General features: G+C 50.3%; 26 protein-coding genes. 19 read left to right on the top strand and 7 right to left on the bottom strand.

Annotated elements, in window-relative coordinates; all coding sequences use genetic code 11:
- Positions 1–700 precede the first annotated feature (700 nt).
- Together xerC and K0F85_RS24590 are read left to right on the top strand one after the other, a co-directional pair.
- Entirely contained in the window at positions 701–1,693 is a 993-nt protein-coding gene (gene xerC / locus K0F85_RS24595; RefSeq protein WP_219118492.1) for a tyrosine recombinase XerC, read from the top strand.
- Entirely contained in the window at positions 1,690–2,553 is an 864-nt protein-coding gene (locus K0F85_RS24590; RefSeq protein WP_219118491.1) for a hypothetical protein, read from the top strand. The genes xerC and K0F85_RS24590 overlap by 4 nt, the downstream gene beginning before the upstream one ends.
- A gap of 269 nt (positions 2,554–2,822) precedes the next feature.
- Here K0F85_RS24590 and K0F85_RS29030 read toward each other — a convergent pair whose 3' ends face one another.
- From K0F85_RS29030 to K0F85_RS29020, 3 genes are all read right to left on the bottom strand, one after another.
- Positions 2,823–2,948, bottom strand: a complete 126-nt coding sequence (locus K0F85_RS29030; protein WP_257638154.1) for a transposase — start codon at positions 2,946–2,948, stop codon at positions 2,823–2,825.
- A 188-nt stretch (positions 2,949–3,136) separates the two neighbouring features.
- Positions 3,137–3,520 carry an IS66 family transposase gene (locus tag K0F85_RS29025; protein WP_257638152.1) on the bottom strand — a complete coding sequence of 128 codons (384 nt, stop codon included), beginning with the start codon at positions 3,518–3,520 and terminating at the stop codon, positions 3,137–3,139.
- A gap of 170 nt (positions 3,521–3,690) precedes the next feature.
- Complete coding sequence (locus K0F85_RS29020; protein ID WP_257638151.1) at positions 3,691–3,840, bottom strand: IS66 family transposase zinc-finger binding domain-containing protein; 150 nt, start codon at positions 3,838–3,840, stop codon at positions 3,691–3,693.
- A 981-nt stretch (positions 3,841–4,821) separates the two neighbouring features.
- On the opposite strand from K0F85_RS29020, the gene K0F85_RS24580 reads away from it, so the two are divergent.
- The 4 genes from K0F85_RS24580 (at position 4,822) to K0F85_RS24565 (ending at position 9,497) form a co-directional block, all read left to right on the top strand.
- Positions 4,822–6,183, top strand: a complete 1,362-nt coding sequence (locus tag K0F85_RS24580; RefSeq protein WP_219118490.1) for a replication initiation protein — start codon at positions 4,822–4,824, stop codon at positions 6,181–6,183.
- Between the two features lie 175 nt (positions 6,184–6,358).
- A complete protein-coding gene (gene tnpB / locus K0F85_RS29245) occupies positions 6,359–6,466 on the top strand; it encodes an IS66 family insertion sequence element accessory protein TnpB (RefSeq protein ID WP_374198814.1) in 108 nt (35 codons plus the stop codon).
- Positions 6,467–7,347: 881 nt separating this feature from the next.
- Positions 7,348–8,427 (top strand): ParA family protein, encoded by a 1,080-nt coding sequence (locus tag K0F85_RS24570; protein ID WP_219118489.1) that lies wholly within the window; start codon positions 7,348–7,350, stop codon positions 8,425–8,427.
- Complete coding sequence (locus K0F85_RS24565; RefSeq protein WP_219118488.1) at positions 8,424–9,497, top strand: ParB/RepB/Spo0J family partition protein; 1,074 nt, start codon at positions 8,424–8,426, stop codon at positions 9,495–9,497. Before K0F85_RS24570 ends, K0F85_RS24565 begins: the two co-directional genes overlap by 4 nt.
- Before the next feature lie 436 nt (positions 9,498–9,933).
- Here K0F85_RS24565 and K0F85_RS24560 read toward each other — a convergent pair whose 3' ends face one another.
- The 4 genes from K0F85_RS24560 to K0F85_RS24545 form a co-directional block, all read right to left on the bottom strand.
- The gene (locus K0F85_RS24560) at positions 9,934–10,320 is read right to left on the bottom strand and encodes a hypothetical protein (protein WP_219118487.1); all 387 of its coding nucleotides are present in this window, start codon (positions 10,318–10,320) and stop codon (positions 9,934–9,936) included.
- A 529-nt stretch (positions 10,321–10,849) separates the two neighbouring features.
- On the bottom strand, positions 10,850–11,299 hold the full coding sequence (locus K0F85_RS24555; RefSeq protein WP_219118486.1) for a hypothetical protein: 450 nt from the start codon (positions 11,297–11,299) through the stop codon (positions 10,850–10,852).
- Positions 11,300–11,335: 36 nt separating this feature from the next.
- Positions 11,336–12,445 (bottom strand): ParM/StbA family protein, encoded by a 1,110-nt coding sequence (parM, locus tag K0F85_RS24550; protein ID WP_219118485.1) that lies wholly within the window; start codon positions 12,443–12,445, stop codon positions 11,336–11,338.
- A 359-nt stretch (positions 12,446–12,804) separates the two neighbouring features.
- Entirely contained in the window at positions 12,805–12,966 is a 162-nt protein-coding gene (locus K0F85_RS24545) for a hypothetical protein (protein WP_219118484.1), read from the bottom strand.
- A gap of 715 nt (positions 12,967–13,681) precedes the next feature.
- Here K0F85_RS24545 and K0F85_RS24540 point away from each other — a divergent pair.
- From K0F85_RS24540 to K0F85_RS24480, 13 genes are all read left to right on the top strand, one after another.
- Entirely contained in the window at positions 13,682–14,353 is a 672-nt protein-coding gene (locus tag K0F85_RS24540) for a site-specific integrase (protein ID WP_219118483.1), read from the top strand.
- 29 nt (positions 14,354–14,382) lie between these two features.
- Positions 14,383–14,646 carry a hypothetical protein gene (locus K0F85_RS24535; protein WP_219118482.1) on the top strand — a complete coding sequence of 88 codons (264 nt, stop codon included), beginning with the start codon at positions 14,383–14,385 and terminating at the stop codon, positions 14,644–14,646.
- 70 nt (positions 14,647–14,716) lie between these two features.
- Positions 14,717–14,869: a hypothetical protein gene (locus K0F85_RS24530; protein ID WP_219118481.1), complete on the top strand. Its 153-nt coding sequence runs from the start codon at positions 14,717–14,719 to the stop codon at positions 14,867–14,869.
- Between the two features lie 19 nt (positions 14,870–14,888).
- Entirely contained in the window at positions 14,889–15,029 is a 141-nt protein-coding gene (locus K0F85_RS24525; protein ID WP_219118480.1) for a hypothetical protein, read from the top strand.
- Between the two features lie 148 nt (positions 15,030–15,177).
- Positions 15,178–15,402: a hypothetical protein gene (locus K0F85_RS24520; RefSeq protein WP_219118479.1), complete on the top strand. Its 225-nt coding sequence runs from the start codon at positions 15,178–15,180 to the stop codon at positions 15,400–15,402.
- A 10-nt stretch (positions 15,403–15,412) separates the two neighbouring features.
- Positions 15,413–15,634 (top strand): hypothetical protein, encoded by a 222-nt coding sequence (locus K0F85_RS24515; RefSeq protein WP_219118478.1) that lies wholly within the window; start codon positions 15,413–15,415, stop codon positions 15,632–15,634.
- Between the two features lie 12 nt (positions 15,635–15,646).
- Positions 15,647–15,997: a hypothetical protein gene (locus tag K0F85_RS24510; protein ID WP_219118477.1), complete on the top strand. Its 351-nt coding sequence runs from the start codon at positions 15,647–15,649 to the stop codon at positions 15,995–15,997.
- Between the two features lie 18 nt (positions 15,998–16,015).
- A complete protein-coding gene (locus tag K0F85_RS24505) occupies positions 16,016–16,414 on the top strand; it encodes a hypothetical protein (RefSeq protein ID WP_219118476.1) in 399 nt (132 codons plus the stop codon).
- Positions 16,415–16,427: 13 nt separating this feature from the next.
- Entirely contained in the window at positions 16,428–16,640 is a 213-nt protein-coding gene (locus K0F85_RS24500; protein WP_219118475.1) for a hypothetical protein, read from the top strand.
- Positions 16,641–16,655: 15 nt separating this feature from the next.
- On the top strand, positions 16,656–17,168 hold the full coding sequence (locus K0F85_RS29160) for a hypothetical protein (RefSeq protein WP_306985922.1): 513 nt from the start codon (positions 16,656–16,658) through the stop codon (positions 17,166–17,168).
- Between the two features lie 11 nt (positions 17,169–17,179).
- Positions 17,180–17,503, top strand: a complete 324-nt coding sequence (locus K0F85_RS24490; RefSeq protein WP_219118474.1) for a hypothetical protein — start codon at positions 17,180–17,182, stop codon at positions 17,501–17,503.
- A 93-nt stretch (positions 17,504–17,596) separates the two neighbouring features.
- Positions 17,597–17,938, top strand: a complete 342-nt coding sequence (locus K0F85_RS24485; protein ID WP_219118473.1) for a hypothetical protein — start codon at positions 17,597–17,599, stop codon at positions 17,936–17,938.
- 14 nt (positions 17,939–17,952) lie between these two features.
- Positions 17,953–18,588, top strand: coding sequence for an adenylosuccinate synthase (locus K0F85_RS24480; protein ID WP_219118472.1), 636 nt, complete (start codon positions 17,953–17,955; stop codon positions 18,586–18,588).
- Positions 18,589–18,592 lie beyond the last annotated feature (4 nt).

Raw genomic sequence — 18,592 nt, 5'->3', positions numbered from 1 at the left:
ACTACTCCTAATAGATTCCGCATAGCGGGGTTAAAAAGGAGTTAGTGACTATCGTCACTTACCAATGGGAACATAGGTAAGTGGGTAGGAGAAACAATGCCGTAAGCCGACATCATTAATGTACAGCAACTTCTGCGGCATGTCTAGCAGAGGCAATCAGAAAAATTAGTAGCGGTTGGCAATACCTCGGCACAGTATTTGTCGTCAAAAAAGTGGGATTCCCCAGTAATCATGACCATACGCACCCTTTTACCATGTCACTGTGTCCATCTTCCCGTTTTTAAAATTTTACCCGCCATAGTCGCCAGTACCTCCTGTTACGTGAGCATGTTGGAAAACGATTCAGCTTCAATTTTCACGCAGATTCCCTGTTGATTAATCGCGCCCTAGCGGTCAGTATTCGACGCCAAGTTTTTAAAAGACATCCAAAGCATCGTCATTTTTTGTAACTAACCCACCCATCCCCATCAGCATTACCAACTCCGGTACCGTACCGGACTCTTCCAAGTCCGATGGCCCTGGCGACCCCGCTAACCCGGTGCTAAAAGAGCTAAAAGAATAAAAAGAGCTAAAACGAGTCCAAAGAGTCAACCTCTTCCTCACCGAAGTCCGTAGCAGTAGAGTCCCTTTAATTCATCGACAAATGGTTGGTTAGTTACATTTTATGCTAGACTCGATGCACTATTAATGGACTTCGAACATGAAAAAACTAACTTCGTGGGACGAAGATCCCATCGCTTCGTTTTCATCCTTCGTATTCACTGATGACTTTGCAAGAACAAGTCTTCGACAACCAGCTGATTTGATCCTGAGAACCTTATCAACCGAGTCTGCAAAGACCTATATTTTCATGTTCGGCAACTTCGTCAAATGGATGGTTGCTGAGCAGAAAACACTGTCCACAATCACTCAATTCGACTTGTTACGATTCATCAACCGCACTGAAAATGGTAAACGTTTGCTCAATAGCAAAATTGCCTTCAGATACCTCCGATTAATCGAGCGGTGCTACGACCATCTCGGTATTGTCCCCAATCCGGCTCGACTTACGATGCTCACTACTGCCCCTGGTGAATTTGCAAAGGATGCAGCTGGACGGTCCCTTTCCAGCGATCAGCTTCTGCGATTCTTCGACGCACTTCCGTCTGCATCCCCGCGGCGCCGACAAAAAACAGCATTCGATGGTTGGAAAAGACGGCGTGATCGTGCAATGCAGGTGGTGATGGCGCTCGCAGGGCTTCGAGTATCTGAGGCGGTTGGCCTGCTACTCGAAGAAGTTGGCAAACAGGTAGAGATAGATGGAGCAATCGAATTGACCATCACACCTGACGAAAAGCACGACACAAGTTACGAACATGTAACGTTATTACCTCGCGCGGGCGTCGATGAACTTCACCCCTGGCTTAGGGAACGCGACCAAATGAAGATTCCAGGCCATTTCGTATTCCCGGCAAATATGGCCGGCGACAAAATGACGAAAAAAACCGTTTACGTTCAGATACGATCCACCTTTGCACGCGCTGGACTGGACTTGTCTCGGTCAGGTGGTAGAACCTTGCGCAACACTTTCGCCAAACGACAATTGGAAAATGGAACACTTCCTGATGATCTCAAAGACATCTTGGGCTTGGCCCTCGAAAGATCAGCTGCTGACTACAAATTCATGCAGATCAACGAAGACAAGAAGAAATGAAACTCTCCATTATTCTCTCTACGCTTGCCTCAGCACGTTTGCCATCCGTCACAAGCGGAGAGCTACAGCAACTCGTCGGTACAGCCGAAGGTAAAGCGTTCGCGGATGACTTGAAATGGTTTGCTCTCGGCGACACAGGACGCCGAGAGCACTTAGCGGCCGTAGTTCATTTACTCGCGCCTGGCGTGCGCAATACGGTCGAGAATTTGGGCTTCCACTTTGACCTGGTTCGACTCATCGCTGCGGCCAAGGACGACGGATCCATAGGGCTTCAGACGATTAAGATAGCCAAAATGAATAGCGGTAACCGAGCGCGCGCAATCGCTTACCTTCACGGTATTGGTCTTGATTTAGCGATCACTGACACTTCAACGAAAGCACTCGCGGAACCGCCCTACTATTCCTTCAAAATTTTCAGTACTAACGCCGCCCTCTGTATATCGGAAGCCCGCACACGTTCAGGAAACCAACATACGATCCAGCTCGAAGGAGCCCTCCATATGGGCACTGCCGGCGATCTCAAAAGGTATGATTGGCAAAACAAAATAACCATACAGCTTACCGTTCAAGAGGCCTATCTGACCCTGGGCCTTTTTGAGAATTTGGTATCACATGTTAAATTCGATGGCCACGGCAGAAATCACGAAAAATCACTCCAGATTGAATTCCAAAATACGCACTATTTCGTTCGAATTATCCAACGTGCCCGAACACCCATATCGATTCCAGTACGCGCAGTCGATGGAATTCAAATCGTGTCATTACTCTACAAACAACTCTTACGAAATGAAGAGCACCTGAAATTGGACGACATCCGAACTATGGTCGGTCGAATGGCAGCAATGATGCCAAAGAATTAAACAGAAAACCAATGCCGTCTTGGGCCTATCGATATATTTCTTGATGATTGCATTACCCCGCGGGGAAGGGGCGTGTTTCAAGCCGTTGGGATCTGCGCTGCGAAGTGCCAAGTCAAGAATTCGTCAACACGGTAGGCCGGGAGGTCAACGATGTGAGTTAGCATATTGCGTAGCACAACCTCAGGATCGACGCCATTGAGCTGGGCCCTTCAAATCAACGAATAGATCGCGGCGGCCCGCTCGCCTCCGCCGTCGACGCCTGCTAACAGTTAGTTGCGGCGGCCTATGGCCATACCTCGCAAACCTCGTTCCGAGGCCGAATTGTCGATCTCGATTGCGTCGTCGTCACAGTAACTCAGCAGTGCCGGCGAGAGTTTGAGCGCAATCAGGATCACCGCCACCGTGTCGGAATTACTCGACAACGTATCAGATTTGGTGCGCAGCTAAAGCTCAAGGTCATCGAGCAGCGGACGCGAGCAGCCTTGCCGAATCAGCCCTCATTCGCCAGGCGGTTTACCCCGGTTATCGACCTCGAACAAATACAGCTCGGCGATACGTGCAGCGCCTCAGTGGTCAGCGGGGTTTACCCGCGCCGCGGCATGCAGGTCATGGAATTTACGCCCCGCATGCGCACAGCAGGCCACTTCGTTAACCATGCCTTTTCAAACAAGGCGTTAAACCCCGCATATCCGTAGGCCTGTAATGCGTCATCGAATTTAGCCTGGTTGGTTTGCGGATGGATACCTTTGTGATCTGGCGAGTAGGCGAACCATTCTGCTGGTGGCGCGATGTCGCCGGCAGGTCGATCATCGCGCACATAGGTCCATAGCCGCCCGCTTTCGATCTTCCCGTTGCCAGACACGAGTACTGGCACAGGCGTGTCGTCTGCATGCAGCTTCGTGACAGCCAGCAGGTGGTGCCAGATCGCGTCGACCAGTGGGCGCAGCTGCGCACTGGCTGCGCCCACCCAGTGCGCCAGCAGGATACGATCAGGATCGAAGTCCTAGGCTCATAAATCAACGACTGACGGTATAAGGGTAAATGATAGGCGAACTTAGCCACCAGTACGTGCGCAAGCAGGCCAGGCCCGGCGATGCTGCGTTCAATCGGCTGACTCGGCGTCTTCACGAGCACGTTTCAGCATGAGTACGCCAGTTTGGGACGCACATGGCGTATCACGCGGATGCTGGCCGGCACAAACGCCAGTTGCTCAGCCACGTCCACGCCAAGCGGACGTAGGCCGCCGCAAGAGGAGCAATCCTTGCCTCGCCCTCGTTGCGCTCGCATACTGCATACTCAGCCGCCAGCCACAACAACATCAAGGGCATAGATGTCGTCGGACAGGTTAACCTGGTTAATCATACGTTAAGTTCTCGCGAAGCCCCCGACGTTGACAACAACAATTCTGTTTGCCAAGTGAGGACAGGCTGACTCCTGTCATACATCAGCGTGCTGCTAGTAGGCTGAGTCAAGGTCACCGAGATACCCAAGAGCCCAATCACGCACAAAGGTCACTAAAATTGTTTCGTTCTACGCCAAGCTAGCTCATATGCCAAATCCCTCCCCTCAAAGTCACTATATTTGTTGGAGAAAAGAAGATTTTGGCCATCCTGCCGCTCCTTAAAGATAAAAATTGATACTTTCATCATGGTTTGGCACCTCCGTAGTGCCTCCACCTTCGAATACTCCACAATTTTAGTGACCTTTCCCCGACACATACCTATCAAGAGGTGAGTTATTTCGGTGTGAGTACATACACTCCCACAATTTTTGTGACCTTGTACCCTTCAAAAACAAGTCCAAGGCCTGGCAAACCACGCTTTCCACCGATTCAAGTGCAAAACTTGAAACAAACATACGAATAGTTTGACCTGACAGTATATTTTTAGTGCATCAATGGCAATTTTTTACCTAAACAAATTCAGTGACTTTGAAGAACAAGAACAGTAACCTTTCACGTAAACTCTGCGATAGGGTCCAACAATAAAAGTGACTTTTCGAGAGAATTTAGTGACTTTTCCCAACACAAACCGTAACTTTACATCTAAACTACGTGACCTTTCAAAGCTAAGTTATTGTTTTTAAAGGGTATTCCGTTTCCCCTAGTAAGTAGGTTTTGTTTCTAAGAAGAACTAAACTACATCATCCTACCTGTGGATAACTCAAGCTATTTACTAATAAAATCATAGTCAAAGTCACTGGAATTGTTTTGACAAGGTGACCTTTTCAATGCATGATTTCGCCTATTGACAAATACAGGCGGTGATCGTGGACAACTCTAGACAACTTGCACTTGTGCTGTTTGAATCGCTGGCCCCCGAAGGTCGTGGCGTAAATGAAGCGCCAAAGGCACTCGGCTTCAGACGCAGCAACGCATTTGTTCGAATCGTCGACCTCAGTTTAGCCGGCAGACGTTTAATTGACGTTGCTTACTTTTTGGCAGCATCAGAACCTGAGTTTAAAAAAGAGTATAGAGTTGACTATGGTTTGTTCAAATGGCTTTTAGCAACTACAAGCGATAATAGAGCTCACGTTAAAAAATTGATTCGCGAAGCACAAAAAGCGGCTATCGAACTTAACGGACCAGACGAACAGGATGACAATACAATCCCCTGGGGCGCTGTTCCACTGATGGGATCCGCTTTTATTGATAATGGCGAATTCATTTTTGAACTTTCAGAACGATTGCAAAAAGCAATAAAAAATCCGCAAGCCTCGCATCTTCTGAGCCTTCGCTACGTTTTTAAATCAATTTATTCTAAAATCCTTTACGATCGTCTACAACCTTTTATGGACGATGGACTGACGCCATGGTTTGACTTAGAATCATTACGAGTATGGCTTGAATGTGATAAAAAAACTTACAAAGTATTTAAGCACTTTCGAGGACGAGTTCTTGACGTAGCAGTCAACGAAATTGCAGACGTAACAGGTCTGAAAATTGTGATGGTTACACAGAATGTGCCGGGCTCTAAAAGTATTGGGCATGTCCGTTTTAAATGGGAAGATTCTCAACATAAAGATGACAAAAATGTGGCTTTTGTTGTCTTACGCAATACTTACGAAATACTACGTACTGAATTTGGATTAAACCAATCCGAATTTGAAGAAATCACCAAGAACAGAACAGTTTTCACTGACGAGCGAATTCAACAAGCGATTGAATACACACGAACTCAAGCTACTGCTAAAAAAATACGTATTCGAGCTGGCGGTTATTTCATGAAAGCTTTGCGCGAAGGCTATCTGATTGGCAGTATTGATAAACAGATTAAAGAACAAGCTTTGGAAACGGAAGAAATTAGCCGCCAAAGTTCAAAATCAAAAACGGCTCGAGAGGCTAACGCCGATAAAGAGGTAACAGCAAGACAGCACAAAGAGTCTTTGCTAGGTTGGGAAGCATTCAATCTACTCAGTCAGGAAGAACAAAATGGCCTTAAAAATGAATTTTGCAAACTTCCAACATCTCCAATGATAGCGCGCAGACTTAATTTAACGATAGAAGAGCTTACGAATCACCTCTCTAACCCCGCTGTATCTACAAGTTTTGGTTGCTTTGTAGCGAATTTAGTTCATAAAACTGCCAAGACACAAGGGGATAGAAGCCTTAATTTATTTTCACAAAAATAAATTTTATTCGCAATTTTCAGCTGCCGGCAGCATACATAAAGAGTTTATCGGCCTAGCTGCAAACACTTAAATCTGGCTGTCCGCCGGCGTAACCGCCATGCACGCCCACAGGAACAGCACGGCTGCGCCAGTATAAACTGCGATGGCCGATGATTAGTACAACGGCCACAGGTCACTGTCCCTTGGCAGGCGCGTCGACATGGTCAAGGTGCTCTGGTGGAACTGTGGCAGCCAGTGCTTGCTGCCAAATCAGCTTAAGCGTGGGCGATTCGTGTGGCCGTAGGCTGCCCGAAGCAGCATCGCAATGACCCAGACGCAGCTTTAGATGCAGTTGGAGGGTATCCGACTTACGCTGGCCGCAGTACACCTGGCGCCCCACCTCAGCCTTGTAAACGTTACACACCTCGTGGAGAGCTTGACACTTGCTGCGCACTAATGACCTGCGCAACTACATGTGCACCCTGAAGGCGCTGTTTCTACCCTGCCAGGGCCTGGTAGGTGAGCGCAATGTGAACATCGCAACTGATGCCGACGCGCTTCTGCATATGCAGACCCCTGCAGTTTAATCGCGAGTCCGTCATCTAAGCGTGCGAACGAGTCCACCAGGATCGTTCCTTGCTGCCGAGCTGGGCGGACGCCGCAAGCGCGGCGCACTGCCCGTTGGACGACGCGATTGCGAAACATGTTGTGCGAGTCACCAATAGCATGCCCACAACGCGTGAGAACCGGTGCTAGCGCCCGGTATCGGTTAGCAGCAGCGGCGAGCGTTCCGCCGCGATCTACTCGCAAATCTTGACCCCCGAGTTCAATGCCAACGATCTCGTGGCCTGGCTGCATCGCGAGCTCACGCACATCGTTGATCATTCGTTCAAACGGGTAGAAATCTTTCGACCCTACACTGGGCCGCGCCAATTCCAACGGACTTAAACACGCCGCATCCTATCGGCGAGAGTCCAGCATCGATAAATTTGGCGACAGACTCACGACGGTGCTGGCTTTACGCTTACTCTTAAATTTCGCGGGCTAGCTAAAAAATCACGCCACTGCACTGCATCAGCTGGAATTTTCCTAGATGCAAGGATTTTTCCATAAAACGGCAATTTTCCTTGCAAATACCTAAAAAGTTTGTAACCATTGGGCATGTGAAATTATTAGGGGAATCTCTTGACTCGCAAGCCTTTCAAAGTACAAGCAGTGGCTACTCTTCTGGGTATCAGCGTTGACGCTGTTAGACGTGACTCTGACGATGCTGGTCTACAAATCGAACGTCAGCCAGGTGATGGCCCCAAGACAAGGCTGTTCAGTATCGAGAATATTTTCGATCTTGCGGCATATCGAGCGAAAAAATTTGGTATTACGGCTAAAGCAAAACGGATAGTTACTGTGTACGCACCAAAAGGTGGCGTTGGGAAAACTACTCAAACATCCAACCTTGCTGCACTATTCGCCTTGATGGGTTTAAAAGTACTTGTTGTTGATTTAGATTTTCAGGCAAATTTGACAATCTCGTATGGCTACGACCCGGAGTTGACTCATACTGAAGCAAAGGATACGGGGTTACCGGTTTCCACATGCGTGGACTATCATCTTGGCCATTTATTGCCACAATGGCAGAATAGCGGCCAACTTCCTAGATTAAACGATGTGTTGAAAAAACCCTTTGGGGAAAACGGACCACATTTAATTCCTTCTGAAGTAACTTTGGACAGACTCGAAGCGTTGTTCACGGTCGATGCGATTATGAGCAAGAAGCCAGAGTTAGCAATTGCTCGATTTTTAGCTGAGAACCGTTCGGGCAGAAACTTAGATATTGACCTGTCCCAGTACGATGTCGTAATGTTTGACGCACCTCCCGCAAAAAATCAAACCACTCGTGGTGCTCTACTTGCCAGTGATTACGTCATCGCCCCAGTATCGATGGAAAAATACAGTACAAAGTCCGTCTCTTACTTAGCCGGTGTCCTCAGTGAAATGCAAGAAGAGCACAATAGATATCCAGAATTGATAATTCTGGGTAACTTCTATGATATGACCCGTGTGCGAGTTGCCGCTCAAGTAATCGCCTTAACCAAGCAATACCCGAAGGCGTGGTTAGACAAACAAATAAGTTCTAGCGAAGAATTCAAAAAAGTCTTAAGTGATGACGAAGGGATGCCGTTGGCATTGGCGCGACCAAGTAGTACCGCAGCTCGTGAATTGCGAGAAGTAGCAAAGGTACTTATAGAAAAAATGGGTGTATTGTGAAAAGCAAACAATCTGAGTCACAATTCAATGCGTCGTTGGCGGCTTTACTTACGCCCGCGGCACCGGTTACGAAACCATCAGCGATGCACATGAATGCGGTACCTCAGGGACCCTCAAAAAGTCTGGAAGAAATGCTCCAGGAGTCTGATAAGCCTGTTCCTGCTCAATTGGTGATTCCGGATAATCCCGTCGAGCATTCTAAAGTGAGCGATGTCCTCCACCGTACCGAATCCAGCATTATTGTAAAAATACCGGTACAAGACTTGGTTGACTCTCCCTGGCAACCACGGCACAAGTACGATGAAACAGCGATCCAAGCACTTGGGGAAACCCTTAAGGCCCGCGGCCAAGATGAACCGATACGCGTTCGTAGGCTTCCAAACGGGAAGTATCAATTAATCGCTGGCCACCGCCGTACAAGGGCTGCTCGGTTAATTGGATGGGCAGAGTTAGACGCAATTGTTTTGGAAATTGATGACCGTGAGGCGCAAAAAGCAACTTTGTTAAGCAATGAGACGAATGAAGGCCTTAGCGACTTTGAACGTGCATTGTCTTATCAGGAACTGATCACTGCAGGGTTCGCAACGACGCAAAAGGACGTAGCACGTCTTACTGGCTTATCTCAGGGGCGGGTTTCGCAGTGCTTAGGCTTGTTGAAGTTGCCACAAGAAATATTAGATTTGCTTGAAAAATACCCAGGGCTGCTAAGTTACCGTCATGCCAAGGTAGTACAAGATAGCCTCGAAAAACACCCCAATACGCTGCCTGCGATTATCACCGCACTCGACACCTTGATTGATAAGCCTGAGCTCGAGAGCAGTGAACTCAAGACTATTCTCGACAGAGCCCTTGAAAGCAAACGTCCACGGAAAGCTTTAATTGAACCGCGTACTATCGGGGACAAGAACGGACGTTCTGCATTCAAGGTCCGAGTACATGCACATCAAATCGTCATCAATATTGAAGAAGGGGTGGATGTCGATATGGCTGGTAAGAAAACTATGGCGGCTTTGAGGCAATTTGCAGAATCGTTGGAACTGCCATCTGAAGAAAAGCTTAAGAATCAATGACTTAGGCATTCTTGTATTCTGGATTTTTTATGATTCTTCTTTAAAATCAAATACTTAGAGAAAATCATTAGCTGCTAATATTTTGACTAAAATCTCAAGCTGCGACCGCCGATGTGGCGGTCGCTGTTCGGTGTTGATTTGGTATGCATTCACCAACAATTGAACATCCACCTCCCCTCTCAAGCGCGTCATAGCAACTAATAAGTGATAGACCTTTACAAGTTGCACATATAGTCTCGCTTTCGTATGCGTACTTTTTGCTTACTTGTAGAAATCATTCACTATGAATGTACTTTCCACATCAATCCAGCCACATGGTTTGACATTAATCAATTGCTTGTAATCGACGTATCTACGCAGTAGCAACCTCATGTTCGTAATGGAATACTGTGACCCGGAAATCATAGCCTGACACACCTTGATTGACTGAGTCCATTCAAGTGTTACTGTACCCGAAAATCTGGTGGGAGGCGTCGAGATCAGATATGCCTGCCTTGAATTCCGGATCGACATATCGATAACGGTGAAGCCTATCATTGTCATCCGTGACTAGCAGAATATCCCTGTCGGTCACACGCGACAGCCAGCTATGAGGCCGCAACTTCGTCAACGCCCCATTGCCCGTGGCGAATTCCCACGTTTGACTTGCGCGGTCGCTCGCCACCAGGAAGCAGCCTTGCAGTATAGAAATTCTGTGTTGATAAGCATGGCTGCCATGACAGCAGGCCGGGCGCGTTATCTGCCGCGCGCCTTTTTCAGATTCCTGCAAGGAGAGTTTGGCGACTTCTGCTGTGCCATGCAAGCCGAGCGGCCAATCAGTCATCGCTATGGTGAGATAGCCGTCGCGCCTTCGAAACGACGTGTTGTGGTGCCGGGCTAGCTGATGAGCGGCCTGGCGCACCGACGCTGATTCGAGCAGGCAATAGGCAAACGCGAGCCAAAGTGCCTTGCGGCTGCATACCAATCAGGGCATTGACTTTGCAGCTTCATAATACGCAGCGGTAACGATGATGGCTTCGTTCATGGCCATGAATGTGCAGAATCTCGTGTGACTGGCCGGAGAGACCATGCTTAGCCGCACCACGCTTTCAGCAACGCAAAGGTCGCATCGTGGGGTGAATTACCCTGCAGCATGGCGAGTTCAGCCTGCCCTTAGCGTCAGCTCTGGAGAACAACCAGCGCGATTAAGCCTCTCCTTTCGGCTGTCCGCATGTGCTGCTGTTTGTATGGTGAATTTGCAGTGTCAGACAGCGCAAACAGGGTGTGATTCCATCATTCCCAAATTTACCAATGACAGAGCCTAATAAAAAAGGCGACCGAGAGGTCGCCTTTAGATGTATAAAACAAGTTAGTTAGGACGAAAGTCTTCGCAAGTTGTTCATTAACGTAGAACCTTCATTGACAACGCTTAAGCCTGCTGGTTCAAGTTCCGGATTAGATGTAATAGCTGAAGAGGCGGTGATAGAAGGATTCGATGACAACACCTCAGGCTTGGACTGTTTTTCATGGCCTTCATTATTCGGCACGGAAGTGGTTTGTTGACCATATGCATTGGAAGTGCTGGACTGAACACTAAGGACTGGTTGAACATCCCAAATACGACCCGCGTGCCGTAAAGTTGTCTCGTCCAGAATGAAGCCGGACTGTTCGGCAGCGTATCCCAGTTCGATCAGTCGACGTAGCTCACCGCTCATATCTACATGAGGACGGTTCAGCCGCTTCATTACAAGTAAACCGATGACGGTTGGTCTAATCAGTACTTTGTACTGGATCCCTTTGCCCTCCAGGTTATCCTTCGCCATTGTTACATCCTTTTACACAGAATCACCAAAAAGAGCTTAAGCCGCTTTGGTTGGAACACTCACTGCACGCTCAGAGGCCGTTAAGACGAACATGCCATATTTCCACATCCCTCTGGAGTTAGCGTACGCTGCTTCTGGTGCAATTATACGCTTGCCCTTGTAGATAGATGCAAAAGCATCTACGCCCAAGATGCTTAGAATGAGTTCAGTACCACCCCCAACGAATAAAACGGCGCCTAGATCTGAACCATCACCACATTTCGAAACAAAGTAATTCCTGACCATTTCCAAGTACTCTTTGCATGCAGTCTCGATGATGTGGGTAACGTCTACAATTTCACCGAACAATTCGTACTTTTTGGTGCGACAAGCTTCTTCTACAAATGGAAGCGGAGGATTTGCGTTCAGCTCGTACTCTGACTTAATCCGTACTGCAACCTTATCAAGTAGATGCAGTACGCCAACATTTGTTGTGCCACTTCGATCGTTATATACAGAACTCACATTTTCCGCAATAACAGCCATATCTAATGTCTTGCCACCGAGGTCCATAACCCCGATTGGCCGACGACTAATTAACTGCTCAATCGCGGCATCTAACTTGCCGTCAGGCTGAAAGAGGACGTCATAGAAGGCTGCAATTCCTTCGCTGATGACGCTTTGGCCTAAGATTCTAGCCAGGCTCAGGCCCTTGCCGATACGCTTGACGGGCTTTGCAAGGCTATCAATTTTCTGATTGATAAAGGTTTGATTCGGGGCACCATTCTTGTAGTACTGGTCAACTGGAAGTCCAGTGATTAAATAAATTGTTTTATCTCCCAAACCACACTCAGAGAGGGCGTGGTTTACTAGCGTACGGTTGAGATCAGAAATAGGGTACCCGTCCATACGTGTGTCTAATGTACGGAGAAGATTTTGAGAGCCGGCAATAGTAAAACGACGATCTTCGGTTTCATACGCGCTACCGGTTGTGCTGTCTGTGCCGACCGACATTACTTGCTGCAATCCTTCAATCGCCCGTGCTTTATTGTAGCCATACATGTACTTCTGGTTCTCGCTATCCCAGCCAAAGCAAGTTTTGAGAGTATCGTGACCATCATCTTGCCCTACGACCATCAAAGTTTCCGTTTGAGAAATAATGCTCATTGTCGATCTTTCTAGTTTGATTGCCGCCTATTTGGCGGAAGTAAGTTTCTTATGCATGCAAACTGTAACTGAAGCACAGGTTGAGCGCAAGGCCAATCAGGGCCTAATAGGGACTGTTTGTCCCTTATGGGACTTTAAAGGATGTTATCAAGGTCTAATAGGGATATGTTTGCGCCCCATGTTGACGGCATGCAAGGTTTGCGTCTACATTCTCATGCCACTCAACTCCCGCACCAGTTCGGATAGCGCGTTCGAAAGCCGAAGAAGTATGCGAACCGGGCCGGGCGATGTGAATCCTGGGGAGCATGCAAACGTCGACCAGGTCGATGTTGCGGCCGTGGTCGGCGACGCTGGCGCGGCTAAGTGCTCGATGCGCGCAGGCGCTTGCCGGCGTGCTGCAGGATGGCCACCAGGCCAAGTGCATCGGTACCGCGGACTACCTTGCCATGCGATCGCCAGGTGTCGCTGCAGGCGGCGACCGCCAACTGCAGAGCCGTGCGCTCCTGTCCTGGATGGCGCATCTGCCTGCCATGGTGATGAGGATCTTGGGAAGCATGCGGACATCGACCATGTCGAGGTTGCAGCCGTTGCCGCCGACGCAGATCCGACACCAGTGCAAGCGCGTCCGCGATGCTGTGGCGGTCGCCAGGCCTACGCCGGTTTGATCGCCACGCGAGCGTGCAGCGCTCCAGCTGGCCAGCTGCTCGATGTCGGCCAGCTGCAGCGTGCAACGCGCGCGGCCAGCTCGGCGCCGTCGGCGCACGACCACCACCAGGGCGAGTGCATCGGAATCGCGCACTATTGGGCCAGGCGCGCACCAGATGCCGCTGCAGTGGCCGGCCGCGTCGGCTTAACGTACTATTTTTTCCGGTTTCCGTCTTCTCGCCAGCTAGTTACATCAGGATTTGGGTTTTTTTACACGAATCCCGGCCGCCCCTCGCGCCGGCCTGGCGGCCACCACGGCATCGAACGCATGCATGCCCTGGGCTGGTCCTGCCTCAGTGGTGCCCTCCTGTCAGTACGCGCAAGCGCTGCATCTGGCCAACGTCGACGAACTGGCCACCTGGTGCGCGTAGCGCCCACGTGTGACTTTTCGAAATTAATGCGACGGTTTTAGAAATAGGTGCGACAGGTTTTTCCGAGGAATGAGGCTGTGCCTGTGTTACGCTGGAAAAAGAGGCCATCATTGGACTCGCTCTGAATACAACCTGTTTTAACCTTATTCAGAGGATCAACATGGCACAAGCCGCCGTCTTAAAGCCGGGCCAGTACCGGCATCTTCTTCGCGTCACAGCAGCCATAAGTCGCGATCCCGAGCGCGATACTCTCGTCCTATTGTTGGGGATAATGTGCGGGATGAGGGTGAGCGAAATCGCACAGATTGAAGTTCAGGATGTGCGGTTTCCGTCCGGTGCGATTCGGCAAGAAGTATCACTTCGGGCCGCTATCACGAAGGGACGCCGCCAGCGATGCATCTATCCCACGAATCGGGCGCTCATCGAGGCGTTGGAATCCTACCTAGCCTATAGGATAGAACGCCGTTTGCGCATGAGCGACGATCCCCAGCGTTATCGAGGCCTGCGGCCCGATAGCGCCCTGGTGCTAACCTTCAAGGGGTTCAAATACAGCATGAACCGTAAGCGCCGGATCAACCAAGCAGGCGAGCAAGTCGATTATGCGGCCTGTGACGCCTTGCAATCCCACGTGACTAAGTTGTACCGGGACGCGGGCATTAAGGGCGGTAGTAGTCATTCTGGCCGGCGCACGATGGCATCCCGGCTACTCGAACAGGGGCATTCGCTGGAAACGATTCAACTCATGCTGGGTCATGCCAATCTTGAGTGTGTAGACCCATACCTTGAAGCCCCGAAAGAAAGACTTCGACAGGCCTTCATTGACGCGTTATGATACTCATTGGGTACTGAAATGGTGAGCTGATGATGCATGAAAGAACAGTGACGCAACAAGAGTTTTTACGTGGGGCGATGGACAAGCTTGGCTTGCCCACGCCACGGGAATTTGCAGAGCGCATTGGAGCGCCTGAAACAACGTTAAAGAAGTGGTTAATGCCGCCAGAGGCGAAGTCGAATTACCGCGAAATGCCATCCACCATGTGGGTTCTGGTGCGCGAGATTTTGGAGCATGAAGAACTGAAACGAAAGTTCGAAAAATTATCAAACAAGATTGCCAAAAGCGCTTGACCAAGTACCCAATGGGTATATAATGCTTCATATGGATACGCAATTCAGCGTCCCTAGAATGGAGTGCAGCATGAGCAAGCAAGATACCCTTAAGGCGAATTATGCCTACGCCGTCACCAACGGCTACGCAGAGTATGTGGCAAGTGCATACAAGGGCTATTGCACAATTTGCCAGCGCTGCAACATCAAACCGATGTCGCGCACTCAGTGGGCCTTTAACTAATCCCGGAAGGAAAAGAAGCATGAAGAAAATTGCTAGTTTGCGTCGCTACGGTAGTCACGCAAAAAAGACCTTCATCAAGCGCAACGGGAAGTACTCGGAGCGCGAGATTTTGATGCTGCTGCGCTCGTGCTTCCCGTGCCGCTTCACGCCTTCCAACTGATCGGAGAAGAGATTCTATGAAGACTCATAAAGTGGTCGGCATCTACAGCGGGGACACATATTTGACTGGCACGCTCGACGAATGCGAAACGTATGTGGCATATGAGCCTGCGAACAGCTTTCATATCGAACCACTCTAAGGAAATGACGTGGCGAAGAATTACGGAATCGGTTTTTGCCAGGAAGGCATTCGAGTCTTAGAGGCTGAGGAAGAAAAGATGTTTGACGAACTGGGGCATGGCTTCGATAAGTTCTCACAAACCTTTCTTCAACTCCAGCGCTACAAACGATTGCTGAAGCAGTTCACAGCAGAAAAAGAAGCTGGGTTGAGGCCAAGCTACAACCCGGAAGTACACGGCAGTTTGCACCAATAGGAAATCGACCATGCCACGCGCTCACTTCCACCTGTGCAAGAACCCGATCTGCGGTGGCGATCTTGCAGACAAGACGAATGCTTATGAAGAAGTGGATGGAGAAATCGTAAGCCGTCCTGTTTGGAAATGCCGGTGCTGTGGCCAGGAGACTAAGCGGATCGTGCGCAAGTCAGCGAAGGCAAAAATGATTGAGGCGAAACTGAACGCTTATTTGGCTTCGGCCCGAATGTAAAGGAACTGATCCATGAACGCAGCCGAATTTGCAGGCCAGTACCTCGCCCTAAACAGCGATGGATTTCTAATGATGGCCTTGGTCAATCCTGGCGAATCTGCGTCTGGTATCCAGTTCACAGGCACGTTAGCCATTCCGATGCGTGACGCCTTTCTGGTGCAACTTGAGAACGGCTGGCGCCTCATCGGCGGCGTGAACGAAAGTGGGTGCAGGCTTAACCGCACCACATTGTCCGATGTTGCACCAGGAGCCGATGAGCGCGCAGCGAAGCTTGAGAAAATGGGAATCCCGGTCTTGAGCGTCGAGGCCGGGAGAGAAAACCTGAAGCAGCATGGGATTCCCATGCACCACGTGAACTACTGAAGTTCGAGGAAACGTAGCATGACCCACCATAATCTCCCAGACAGCGCGACCTCGCTCGAGATCCGTGCGGCATTTGCGCTGGCGAAAATCTACCGTCGCTTCCTGTTGGGCGAACACGAACAGATGTGGCGCGTCGCGCTGGTCGCGGCTGAAGGCTTTCCGTTCAACGCCATGTTGGTCGAACGGCAGATGACCGAGTGCCCGCACCTGTTTGCGGACGAACCGGAGTTGGCCGCCGCATGGGACGTTGGCGTCGCAAAGCAGCGCGAGTTTTTAATCGGACTTGACGAGATCATGCGCGAGGCCGCCAATGAGGATGCCATGTTGACGGCGGAGGCTGATTACTATGCCGAAGTTGAGCGCGAACTTTGGGATGACATCTACGATGACTGTCTCTCGCAAGGTCTGGTTGACTAATAGGAAAACGACCGTGGCGATTTTGACTGAAATTCTCTTGATGTGCGACGGCGGAAAGCGCGGATTTGATTGTCCTGAAGATGCTCCGTTCAATCAGGATGGTGCGAAGGATACTGCCAGTGTTAGCCCTTCGACCTTGCGCAAGAATGCTGCCAGTGAGGGATGGGTAAAAGTGGGGCATATGGATTACTGCCCGGCGTGTGCTGCACAGATCGTCAACAAGTAACTCAGAAAGTAGACCATGAACATCAAGGCACTGGCCATCATTGCATGCAAGGTGTGCGGAAGTACCGAACTGACCTGGCAGACCTCTATTATCAACCGCTCCAACATTCAGCAAGGGCGGCTCAACACGAGCGATGTCGAGTGCCTGTTTGTCCTTGGCTGCGACCACTGTTCCGAGACGCTGGCAACAGTCAGCGCTGACAAGGTGGCTGGCTTCATGAACGACAAGAAGACCGTGGCCGCGTTAAGGAAAATAGCCGTGGCAGATTTGCACCTCAATTTGAAGGGCGAGTACTTCGACCAAATCCGGGCCGGCACCAAGCTGTTTGAGTACCGCGCTAAGTCAACCTGGTGGAAGCGCTTGGAGGGTCGGCAGTTCGACCGAGTGTTCATCAAGCGCGGCTATCCACGCGCCGGCGACGTGGACAAGATCATCGAGCGGCCGTGGCGCGGGTTTGAAGTTCAAACGATTACGCACCCTCACTTTGGGCCACAGCCGATTGAGGTCTGTGCCATACGAGTAAACTGATAGGAATTCGTATGAATGTCGTTCGCAGAAATCAACTACTTTATTTCGCTGTAGCGATAATACTGGGTGTGATCGGGTACCGTGGGCTGAACAAGCAAGTTGCGCCACCTGGCACGCCCTTAGCGGCGCGGTTCTTGGCGGCGAAGTATGTCGGTATGACGCAAAGCGCCGATCCTGTTCGTGTCAACGATGCACCAATCATCGAAGGGAATAGGGCGACTGCTAAAGCCGTCTTTGGAAAAGGCGCTGAATGCACGGTGCGGATGGTTCGCGCCGAGAGCGAAAAAGAGTATGGCTGGATGGTCGAAGCTAGTGCATGCGACTCAACCAGATAGAGTTAGGAAATCGCCCAGTAGCACACACGGCCCGCCTTGAACGGGCCTGCGCAATGAGTAGTCAGCAAGGTGTTGGCCATTGATGAGGATTATATGGATGAAAATTTGTGGTTCATAGTAGGTATTCCAGTCTTGCTAGTTAGTTTTGCCTTGAGTATTTGGGCTGTCAGAACACTGAGGAACGCCGGAAGATCGCTACCACCGGCAATCCCGATGCCTGAAGACATCGAGAAAATGCCGGTTAGTGGTCAGCGTCAAATGCGCTTGAGCATCGTTGGAATATGCATCGCAGTATCGTGCATCTGCATAGCTGATCTTGCTGGCATCAGTTCTTTCTCAGATAAATCTCAAGCAATGGTCGGGCTTATCTTTTCTGGTGCGATTCTACTTCGGTATGCGTTTCATTGGGCACAGCGCCCAACACAAACTAAATAGCGGAAAAGACCAGCATGCCTTTTACCCATCAAGACCTTTGCAGCCTGGCCGTAAACTGGCTCCAGCGCGCACCTGGTCGAAGCGGCCCGGCGTGCCAAGTGGCCTTTTCGGAAGCCAAAGGCGGCTGGAACGGCGAGATTCCAGATGCCATCGGATTCAGAACGGCGGCTGAAGATGAAGGCTCCGTGGTTGTGGAGGTAAAGGTTAGCCGCAGCGACTACTTGGCAGATCGCGCCAAAGCCCATCGGCAAGATGGTGCAGCGGGCATGGGCCTCTACCGCTACTTCATGGTTCCAGAAGGCATTATTGCTGTGCACGAGATGCCTCCGCGGTGGGGACTAGTTGAGGTAACACCCAAAGGCATTTTGCGCGTCCTTTCAGGCCACGTGACAGTCAAGCGCGCAGAACAGCCAGCTTGGCGACATGAGCGGGCCATCAGCCGCGAATGGTTGTTGCTGGCCTCGATGCTGTCCAGGGTGGGTAACGTCGAGGCGATGCACACCGAGCTAAAGAGGGTCAAGAACGAACAGGCACGGTTGGCGAGGGAACTCGATGCGTTGCGCGCGCGCGAGCGTGCAAACATGCTCAGCCGAGCCGTCGCCGGCATCGATACGGCACAACCATTAATCGCCCGACGCAAAGCCGCGTAGGACT

This window comes from Janthinobacterium sp. UMAB-56, from assembly GCF_900095265.1.
In the GTDB taxonomy this organism is placed as follows: domain Bacteria; phylum Pseudomonadota; class Gammaproteobacteria; order Burkholderiales; family Burkholderiaceae_D; genus Janthinobacterium.
Note: the sequence above shows the minus strand (reverse complement) of the source record. Positions and strands in the feature narration are given on the sequence as shown.

What these genes read in the sequence shown, in the direction of transcription:
- xerC (WP_219118492.1), top strand. Translation starts at nt 701, where the DNA reads ATGAAAAAACTAACTTCGTGGGACGAAGATCCCATCGCTTCGTTTTCA.
- K0F85_RS24590 (WP_219118491.1), top strand. Translation starts at nt 1,690, where the DNA reads ATGAAACTCTCCATTATTCTCTCTACGCTTGCCTCAGCACGTTTGCCA.
- K0F85_RS29020 (WP_257638151.1), bottom strand. Translation starts at nt 3,840, where the DNA reads ATGCGAGCGCAACGAGGGCGAGGCAAGGATTGCTCCTCTTGCGGCGGC.
- K0F85_RS24560 (WP_219118487.1), bottom strand. Translation starts at nt 10,320, where the DNA reads ATGACTGATTGGCCGCTCGGCTTGCATGGCACAGCAGAAGTCGCCAAA.
- K0F85_RS24555 (WP_219118486.1), bottom strand. Translation starts at nt 11,299, where the DNA reads ATGGCGAAGGATAACCTGGAGGGCAAAGGGATCCAGTACAAAGTACTG.
- parM (WP_219118485.1), bottom strand. Translation starts at nt 12,445, where the DNA reads ATGAGCATTATTTCTCAAACGGAAACTTTGATGGTCGTAGGGCAAGAT.
- K0F85_RS24545 (WP_219118484.1), bottom strand. Translation starts at nt 12,966, where the DNA reads ATGCGCCATCCAGGACAGGAGCGCACGGCTCTGCAGTTGGCGGTCGCC.
- K0F85_RS24540 (WP_219118483.1), top strand. Translation starts at nt 13,682, where the DNA reads ATGGCACAAGCCGCCGTCTTAAAGCCGGGCCAGTACCGGCATCTTCTT.
- K0F85_RS24535 (WP_219118482.1), top strand. Translation starts at nt 14,383, where the DNA reads ATGATGCATGAAAGAACAGTGACGCAACAAGAGTTTTTACGTGGGGCG.
- K0F85_RS24530 (WP_219118481.1), top strand. Translation starts at nt 14,717, where the DNA reads ATGAGCAAGCAAGATACCCTTAAGGCGAATTATGCCTACGCCGTCACC.
- K0F85_RS24525 (WP_219118480.1), top strand. Translation starts at nt 14,889, where the DNA reads ATGAAGAAAATTGCTAGTTTGCGTCGCTACGGTAGTCACGCAAAAAAG.
- K0F85_RS24515 (WP_219118478.1), top strand. Translation starts at nt 15,413, where the DNA reads ATGCCACGCGCTCACTTCCACCTGTGCAAGAACCCGATCTGCGGTGGC.
- K0F85_RS24510 (WP_219118477.1), top strand. Translation starts at nt 15,647, where the DNA reads ATGAACGCAGCCGAATTTGCAGGCCAGTACCTCGCCCTAAACAGCGAT.
- K0F85_RS24505 (WP_219118476.1), top strand. Translation starts at nt 16,016, where the DNA reads ATGACCCACCATAATCTCCCAGACAGCGCGACCTCGCTCGAGATCCGT.
- K0F85_RS29160 (WP_306985922.1), top strand. Translation starts at nt 16,656, where the DNA reads ATGAACATCAAGGCACTGGCCATCATTGCATGCAAGGTGTGCGGAAGT.
- K0F85_RS24490 (WP_219118474.1), top strand. Translation starts at nt 17,180, where the DNA reads ATGAATGTCGTTCGCAGAAATCAACTACTTTATTTCGCTGTAGCGATA.
- K0F85_RS24485 (WP_219118473.1), top strand. Translation starts at nt 17,597, where the DNA reads ATGGATGAAAATTTGTGGTTCATAGTAGGTATTCCAGTCTTGCTAGTT.
- K0F85_RS24480 (WP_219118472.1), top strand. Translation starts at nt 17,953, where the DNA reads ATGCCTTTTACCCATCAAGACCTTTGCAGCCTGGCCGTAAACTGGCTC.